This is a genomic window from Sphingomonas sp. (assembly GCF_039595165.1).
GTDB lineage: Bacteria > Pseudomonadota > Alphaproteobacteria > Sphingomonadales > Sphingomonadaceae > Sphingomonas.
The window spans coordinates 1-6,593 of record NZ_JBCNMA010000163.1 but is presented as its reverse complement, the minus strand read 5'-3'; the positions used below and the strand labels follow the sequence as shown (position 1 = coordinate 6,593).

The following is a 6,593-nucleotide window of genomic DNA, read 5'->3' as shown; positions in this document are numbered from 1 at the left end:
TCATATCGGCATCGCGCTCGACGGCGATGCCGCCCGCCTGATCGTAGTGGATGAGCAGGGCGAGGTCGTCGATGGCGATCAGCTGATGGCGACCATCGCCGCCGGCTGGGCGCGGCAGGGGCGGCTTCAGGGCGGCGGTCTCGTCGCCACCGTCATGTCGAATCTCGGTCTCGAACGGCATCTCGCCGCGCAGGGGCTGGGCCTCGTCCGCACCAATGTCGGCGATCGTTACGTGCTCGAGAAGATGCGCACCTCGGGCTATAATGTCGGCGGCGAGCAGTCGGGCCATATCATCCTGTCGGACTATGCCACCACCGGCGACGGCCTCGTCGCCGCGCTTCAGGTGCTGGCCGAGCTGGTCCGCGCCGGCGCGCCCGCAAGCGAAGTGCTCCATCGCTTCGACCCGCTCCCGCAGCTGCTCAAGAATGTCCGTTTCGCGGGCGGCAAGCCGCTCGAGAACGACGCGGTCAAATCGGTGATCGCCGCGGCGGAGGCCGAACTCTACGGCGCCGGCCGCGTCCTCATCCGCGCCTCGGGCACCGAACCGGTGATCCGCGTGATGGCCGAGGGCGAGGATCTGAAACAGGTCGAAGCGGTGGTCGATCGTATCTGCGACGCGGTGCGCAAGGCGGCGGCGTGACCGGCGGCCCGATCCTCAACCTCGCCGACGCCGAGTTCGACGATGTCGAGGACAACGGCCTCTACACCTCGCGGCGCGCGACGCTCAGCGACCTGATCGGCGCGCGCAAGCTCGGCTACAACCTTACCGTGCTGCCGCCGGGCAAGGCGCAATGCCCCTTCCACAGCCATCATGGCGAGGAGGAGATGTTCTTCATCCTCGACGGCACCGGCGAACTGCGCTTCGGCACCGAACGCTATCCGCTCCGTCCCCATGACGTCATCGCCTGCCCGACCGGCGGCGCCGAGGTCGCGCACCAGATCATCAACACCGGCACCACCGATCTGCGCTATCTCGCCATCTCGAACCTGGTCGAGGTCGAGAGCTGCGAATATCCCGATTCGGGCAAGGTCAGCATCGTTGCCGGCCCGCGCGGCGCCCGCGGCCTGCGCCACATGTTCCGTACGGCCGACGATGTCGATTACTATGAGGGGGAGGAAGGGACCGCCGATGCTTGAGATGCGCCCCGATTGCGAACGCTGCGGCACCGATCTGCCCGCCGATCAGGGCGGCGCGTTCATCTGCTCGTTCGAATGCACCTTCTGCGCCGACTGCACCGATACGATGGACGAGGTCTGCCCCAATTGCGGCGGCGAGCTGCTCGACCGCCCGGCGCGCGTCGGCGATGCGCTCAAGCGCAACCCGGCAAGCACGAAGCGCATGTTCAAGGGCTAGTCGGCCGCCGCCGGGATCGGGCTCATCTCCTTGAGTTCGCGGATCACCACCAAAGTCTGGAACGCGCGCACCCTGGGATTGGCGGAGAACAGCCGCACCACGGTGTCGTCGTAACTCTCCATGTCGCGCGCGATCATCCGCACCGCGATGTCGAAATCGCCGGTGACGTTCCATGCCTCGATCACCTCGGGCTCGGCACGCAGGATCGCCATCATCTCCTGCGTGGTCCGCGCATCCTCGCGGTCGAAGGTCACCATGACCAGCATCGACAGCGGCCAGCCCAGCGTCTTCGGCCGCACGATCGCCACTTCGCGCGCGATCGCACCATTGGCGCGCAGTCGCCGCATCCGCCGATAACAGGCCGGGACCGACAGCCCCACGGCTTCCGCCACCGCGGCCATCGGCCGCTGTGTGTCCTGCTGCATCAGTTCGAGCAGTTTGAGGTCGAATAGGTCCAGCGCGTCATTCCGCATCGCGAACGTCCGTTCAGTCGATAAAAATTATCGACATAACGTCAAAATCGAGCGCCTTTGTCAAAGGCCATCGGTAGAACGCCCCTGACAGGTTTTTCCCGAGTGAGTCCCATGACCGTTCTTGCTTCCCGGCCGACGCCCGCGCGCGTCGATGTCCTCGCCCTGCTGACGCTGTTCGCCGCGATGATCTCGGTCGCGGCCGGCGCGTCCTTCGCCAAGACGCTGTTTCCCTCGGTCGGGCCGGAAGGCGCGACGACTCTGCGCCTCATCATCGGCGCGCTCATCCTCTCGGCGATCTTCCGGCCGTGGCGGCTCGACTGGCGCGGTGGCTGGCGCTCGCTCGCCGGATACGGTCTCGTCCTCGGGCTGATGAACCTGACCTTCTACAAGTCGCTGAACTTCATCCCGCTCGGCATCGCCATCGCGATCGAGTTCATCGGCCCGCTGTCGGTCGCGGTCCTGACCTCGCGGCGCAAGTCCGACCTCGCCTGGATCGGCTTCGCCGTCGCCGGCCTGCTCCTCCTGCTCCCGCTCTGGGGCGGCACGACTCAGCTCGACTGGCGCGGCATCGTCCTCGCGCTCATCGCCGGCGCCTGCTGGGCGGCCTATATCCTGATCGGCAAGCGTGCGGGTGAAGAGCATGGCGCGGGCGCGGTCGCGGGCGGCATGATCGTCGCCGCGTTGGTCGCCGCACCGGTGGGCATTGCCCATGCCGGCACCGCGCTGCTCCGGCCGGAGATCCTGATGCTCGGCCTCGCCGTCGGCATCGCGTCGAGCGCCATTCCCTTCGCGCTCGAAATGATCGCGCTGCGCCGCCTGCCTTCGAACACCTTCAGCACGATGATCAGCGCCGAGCCCGCGATCGGGGCGATGGTCGGCGTCCTGCTGCTCGGCGAGCATCTCTTGCCGCTCCAGTGGTTCGCGATCCTGCTGGTCGTCTTCGCCTCGGTCGGCGCGGCACTGGGCAGCAAGCGGCCGATCGAGGAACCTGCGCCGCTCTGATGGCACCGCGGGCCGATCGGGTGTAGCAGCACGCAGTTCATTCCTGCGAGGATCAGCAATGTACCGTCCCCCCGCGTTCCGCGAGGATCGTCCCGAGCTTCTCCACGCCGCGATTCGCGCGCATCCGCTGGCAACTCTGGTCACGCATGGACCGGCCGGCCTCACCGCCAACCTCGTGCCCTTCACGCTCGTGCCCGGAGAAGGCGGCCCGGACCTGCTCCGCGCCCATCTCGCCAGGGCCAACCCGCAGCTCAGCGATCTGCGCGCGGGCGGCGAGGCGCTGGTGATCTTCCAGGGCCCGCAGGCCTATGTCACCCCGTCCTGGTATCCGTCCAAGCGCGAGCATGGGAAGGTCGTGCCGACCTGGAACTATATCCTCGTCCAGGCGCATGGGCGGCCGCGGGTGATCGACGACGCCGACTGGCTCCGCGCCCAGATCGACGCGCTGACCGCGCAGCAGGAGGCGGATCGCTCCGAGCCCTGGGCCGTGACCGACGCCCCGCCCGACTATGTCGCCGCTCAGCTCAAGGGCATCGCCGGCGTCGAGATCGCGGTCGAGCGGATCGGGGGGAAGTGGAAGGCCAGCCAGAACCAGCCCGCCGCCAATTGCGAGGGCGTTGTCGCCGGATTGCGCGCGCAGGACCCGGCTTCGCTTATGGCCGCGGCGATGGAGCGCTGACGGCGGAGACGCCGCACCGTCTGCACATGTGGAACTTTCCTACCGCCCGCCGCCTGTGCCATGGCCACCGGATGCACATGTCCGCCCTTTTTCCGGCCCCCTCGTCGCCTTCGTGCCGCGCACCGGTCGCGAACCCGTCGCCTGACTGCCGCGTGCATGTCGTGTCGTCGTCGCGTCGCGGTCGCGCCACCGTCGCGCCCCGGTCGCGCAGGTGTCGCGCAGGTGTCGCGTCGTGGCCGCTAAGCCGTCGCGTCGCGGTCGCTTCGACCGGAAAACCGCGCGAGTCCGTGAACTTCATGAGCCGGGACGCCGCGCCATGATTCCCCGCATCCTCATCATCGCCGGGTCGGACTCGGGCGGCGGCGCGGGCATTCAGGCGGATATCAAGACCGTCACCATGCTCGGCGGCCACGCCATGACCGCGATCGCCGCGATCACCGCGCAGAACACGCTCGGCGTCACCGCCGTCCACCCGGTCCCGGTCGACATGGTCCTCGCCCAGATCGACGCCGTGGCCTCCGATATCGGCGTCGACGCGGTCAAGATCGGCATGATCGGCTCGGCGGAGATCGCCAACGCCGTCGCCGACCGGCTCGAGGCGCTGCCCGGCGTCCCGGTCGTGTTCGATCCGGTGATGATCGCCACCAGCGGCTCGATCCTCGCCGATGACGCCACCATCGCCGCGTTCGAGCGATTGATGCGCCGCGCCACCGTCATCACCCCTAACCTCCCCGAGCTTGCCGCGCTCGGCGGCCGCGCTGCCGTACTTGCCCATGGCTGCCACCTTGCCGAGAAGGGCGGCCATGCCGAGGGCGATTCGGTCCACGACCAGCTCTTCGCGCCCGACGGAAGCCGGGTCGCCGAGACGGTCGAGCCGCGCTTCGATACCGTCCACACCCATGGCACCGGCTGCAGCTTCGCCAGCGCGCTCGCCACCGGCCTCGGCGCGGGGCTGCCCGTCGCCGATGCCTTCACCCGCGCCGTGCGCTATGTCCGCGCCGCGATCCGCCATGCCCCCGGCCTCGGCGCCGGGCACGGCCCGATCGGCCACGCGCTCGGTACCATCCCGTTCGACCGGCTCGCCGCCGATGCCTGACCTCGCCTACGAGACCCGCCACGGCATCCACGGCCCCGTCGCCGGGGTGGACGAGGCCGGGCGCGGGCCGCTCGCCGGACCGGTGGTCGCCGCCGCGGTGATCCTCGACCCCGCTTGCATCCCCCCGGGGATCGACGATTCGAAGGCGCTGACCGCGATCAAGCGCGCCGCGCTGCACGACGCCATCCTCGGCTGCGCGCGCGTCGGCGTGGGCATCTGCACGGTCGAGGAGATCGACCGGCTCAACATCTTCTGGGCAACCATGCTGGCGATGACCCGCGCCGTCGCCGCGCTCGACCTCACCCCGGGCTTCGTCCTCGTCGACGGCAATCGCTGCCCCGACTGGGATCATCGCAGCCAGGCCGTGGTCGGCGGCGACGCACTGTGCCTGTCGATCGCCGCCGCCTCGATCGTCGCCAAGCAGCATCGCGACGCGCTGATGATCGAGCTCGACGCGCTCCACCCCGGCTATGGCTGGGCGAGCAACAAGGGTTACGGCGCCAAGGTCCATCAGGACGCCCTGCGCACGCTCGGCCCGACCCCGCACCACCGCCGCAGCTTCGCACCCGTCGCGCAGGCGGAACTCGATTTCGGCCCGGCGGTTGGGGTGTGATCGTTTGAAGCCGCACCAGCCCGCTCCCCCACCCGGCCACCCAACGCCAGTATCCTATGGGTGGCCGGGTGGGGGAGCGGGCTGGTGCGGCCAACCGCAAAGGACTCCTTAATGGAAACCCAGCAGCTTCACCGCGGCCGCCTGATCGACCATATCCAGCTCGTCGTCGCCGATCTCGACGCATGCCGCCGCTTCTACACCGCGGTGTTCGATACGCTCGGCATCCCGATCGCGGGCAGCGGCGACGACTATCTCTGGGCGGACGAGCTGTTCATCTCGACCGTCGACAGCGAAGCCGCTGCCGGCAAGCTCACCGGCTACCACCATCTCGCCTTTCAGGCGAAGGACCGGGCGATGGTCGATCAGTTCTACGAGGCTGGCCTCGCCGCGGGCGGCATCGACAATGGTGCACCGGGCGAGCGGCCCTATCACCCCGGCTATTACGGCGCCTTCCTGCTCGATCCCGCCGGCAACAATATCGAGGCGGTCTATCACGGCCCGGCTCGCAAGAGCGCGGACTCGGTGCTGATCGAGTTCGAGATGTGAGCGTTGCTCTTTGACATGAAGGAAAAGGTCCGCCGCCACGCAAGGGCGTGACGACGGACCTCCTTTCCTCCCCAGGAAATAGTGGCGCGGCTCAGGCCGCGAACTGGTTCATCGTGTTGTGGACGCCGCCCGCCTTCAGCGCGGCCTCGCCGGCGAAATACTCCTTGTGATCGTCGCCGATGTCGCTGCCCGACATGTTCTGGTGCTTCACGCACGCGATGCCCTGGCGGATCTCCTCGCGCTGCACGCCCTTGACGTAGCCCAGCATCGCCTCCTCGCCGAAATAAGCCTTGGCGAGATTGTCGGTGGAGAGCGCCGCGGTGTGATAGGTCGGCAGCGTGATCAGGTGATGGAAGATGCCCGCGCGCGCCGCGGCATCGCGCTGAAACGTCCGGATCTTCTCGTCCGCTTCCGTCGCCAGATCGGTGCCGTCATAATCGACGCTCATCAGCTTCGCCCGGTCGTACGCCGAAACGTCCTTGCCCGCTTCCGACCAGGCATCGAACACCTGCTGGCGGAAGTTGAGCGTCCAGTTGAAGCTCGGGCTGTTGTTATAGACCAGCTTGGCGTTCGGGATCACCTCGCGGATGCGGTCGACCATCGACGCGATCTGCTCGATATGCGGCTTCTCGGTCTCGATCCACAACAGGTCGGCGCCGTGCTGCAGGCTGGTGATGCAGTCGAGGACGCAACGGTCCGCCCCGGTCCCCTCGCGGAACTGGAACAGGTTCGACGGCAGGCGCTTGGGCCGCATCAGCTTGCCGTCGCGCTCGATGACGACGTGGTACATCCCAAAACAAGCACTGAGATAAATAACAAGATTAGGAGGC

At 68.0% G+C, this 6,593-nt stretch carries 9 protein-coding genes and 1 pseudogene; 8 read left to right on the top strand and 2 right to left on the bottom strand.

What is annotated here, in order from left to right:
• The 3 genes and pseudogenes from ABDV68_RS17735 to ABDV68_RS17725 form a co-directional block, all read left to right on the top strand.
• A pseudogene (locus ABDV68_RS17735) lies at positions 1–640 on the top strand (phosphoglucosamine mutase); the annotation flags it as partial.
• Positions 637–1,137 (top strand): cupin domain-containing protein, encoded by a 501-nt coding sequence (locus ABDV68_RS17730; protein ID WP_343521429.1) that lies wholly within the window; start codon positions 637–639, stop codon positions 1,135–1,137. The pseudogene ABDV68_RS17735 and the gene ABDV68_RS17730, both read left to right, overlap by 4 nt.
• Positions 1,130–1,354, top strand: coding sequence for a DUF1272 domain-containing protein (locus tag ABDV68_RS17725; protein ID WP_343521428.1), 225 nt, complete (start codon positions 1,130–1,132; stop codon positions 1,352–1,354). Before ABDV68_RS17730 ends, ABDV68_RS17725 begins: the two co-directional genes overlap by 8 nt.
• Here ABDV68_RS17725 and ABDV68_RS17720 read toward each other — a convergent pair.
• Entirely contained in the window at positions 1,351–1,827 is a 477-nt protein-coding gene (locus tag ABDV68_RS17720) for an Lrp/AsnC family transcriptional regulator (protein ID WP_343521427.1), read from the bottom strand. The genes ABDV68_RS17725 and ABDV68_RS17720 overlap by 4 nt on opposite strands.
• 111 nt (positions 1,828–1,938) lie before the next feature.
• Between ABDV68_RS17720 and ABDV68_RS17715 the strand changes: the two genes are divergently transcribed.
• From ABDV68_RS17715 to ABDV68_RS17695, 5 genes are all read left to right on the top strand, one after another.
• Positions 1,939–2,829 carry a DMT family transporter gene (locus ABDV68_RS17715; protein ID WP_343521426.1) on the top strand — a complete coding sequence of 297 codons (891 nt, stop codon included), beginning with the start codon at positions 1,939–1,941 and terminating at the stop codon, positions 2,827–2,829.
• A gap of 58 nt (positions 2,830–2,887) precedes the next feature.
• The gene (locus tag ABDV68_RS17710; RefSeq protein WP_343521425.1) at positions 2,888–3,508 is read left to right on the top strand and encodes an FMN-binding negative transcriptional regulator; all 621 of its coding nucleotides are present in this window, start codon (positions 2,888–2,890) and stop codon (positions 3,506–3,508) included.
• Between the two features lie 316 nt (positions 3,509–3,824).
• Positions 3,825–4,604, top strand: a complete 780-nt coding sequence (gene thiD / locus ABDV68_RS17705) for a bifunctional hydroxymethylpyrimidine kinase/phosphomethylpyrimidine kinase (RefSeq protein WP_343521424.1) — start codon at positions 3,825–3,827, stop codon at positions 4,602–4,604.
• The gene (locus ABDV68_RS17700; protein ID WP_343521423.1) at positions 4,597–5,217 is read left to right on the top strand and encodes a ribonuclease HII; all 621 of its coding nucleotides are present in this window, start codon (positions 4,597–4,599) and stop codon (positions 5,215–5,217) included. The genes thiD and ABDV68_RS17700 overlap by 8 nt, the downstream gene beginning before the upstream one ends.
• A 111-nt stretch (positions 5,218–5,328) precedes the next feature.
• Positions 5,329–5,763, top strand: a complete 435-nt coding sequence (locus ABDV68_RS17695; RefSeq protein WP_343521422.1) for a VOC family protein — start codon at positions 5,329–5,331, stop codon at positions 5,761–5,763.
• 91 nt (positions 5,764–5,854) lie between these two features.
• On the opposite strand, the gene ABDV68_RS17690 is transcribed toward ABDV68_RS17695, so the two are convergent.
• Positions 5,855–6,593, bottom strand: a 739-nt coding sequence (locus ABDV68_RS17690) for an isocitrate lyase (protein ID WP_343521421.1), incomplete at its 5' end; no start/stop codon positions are given.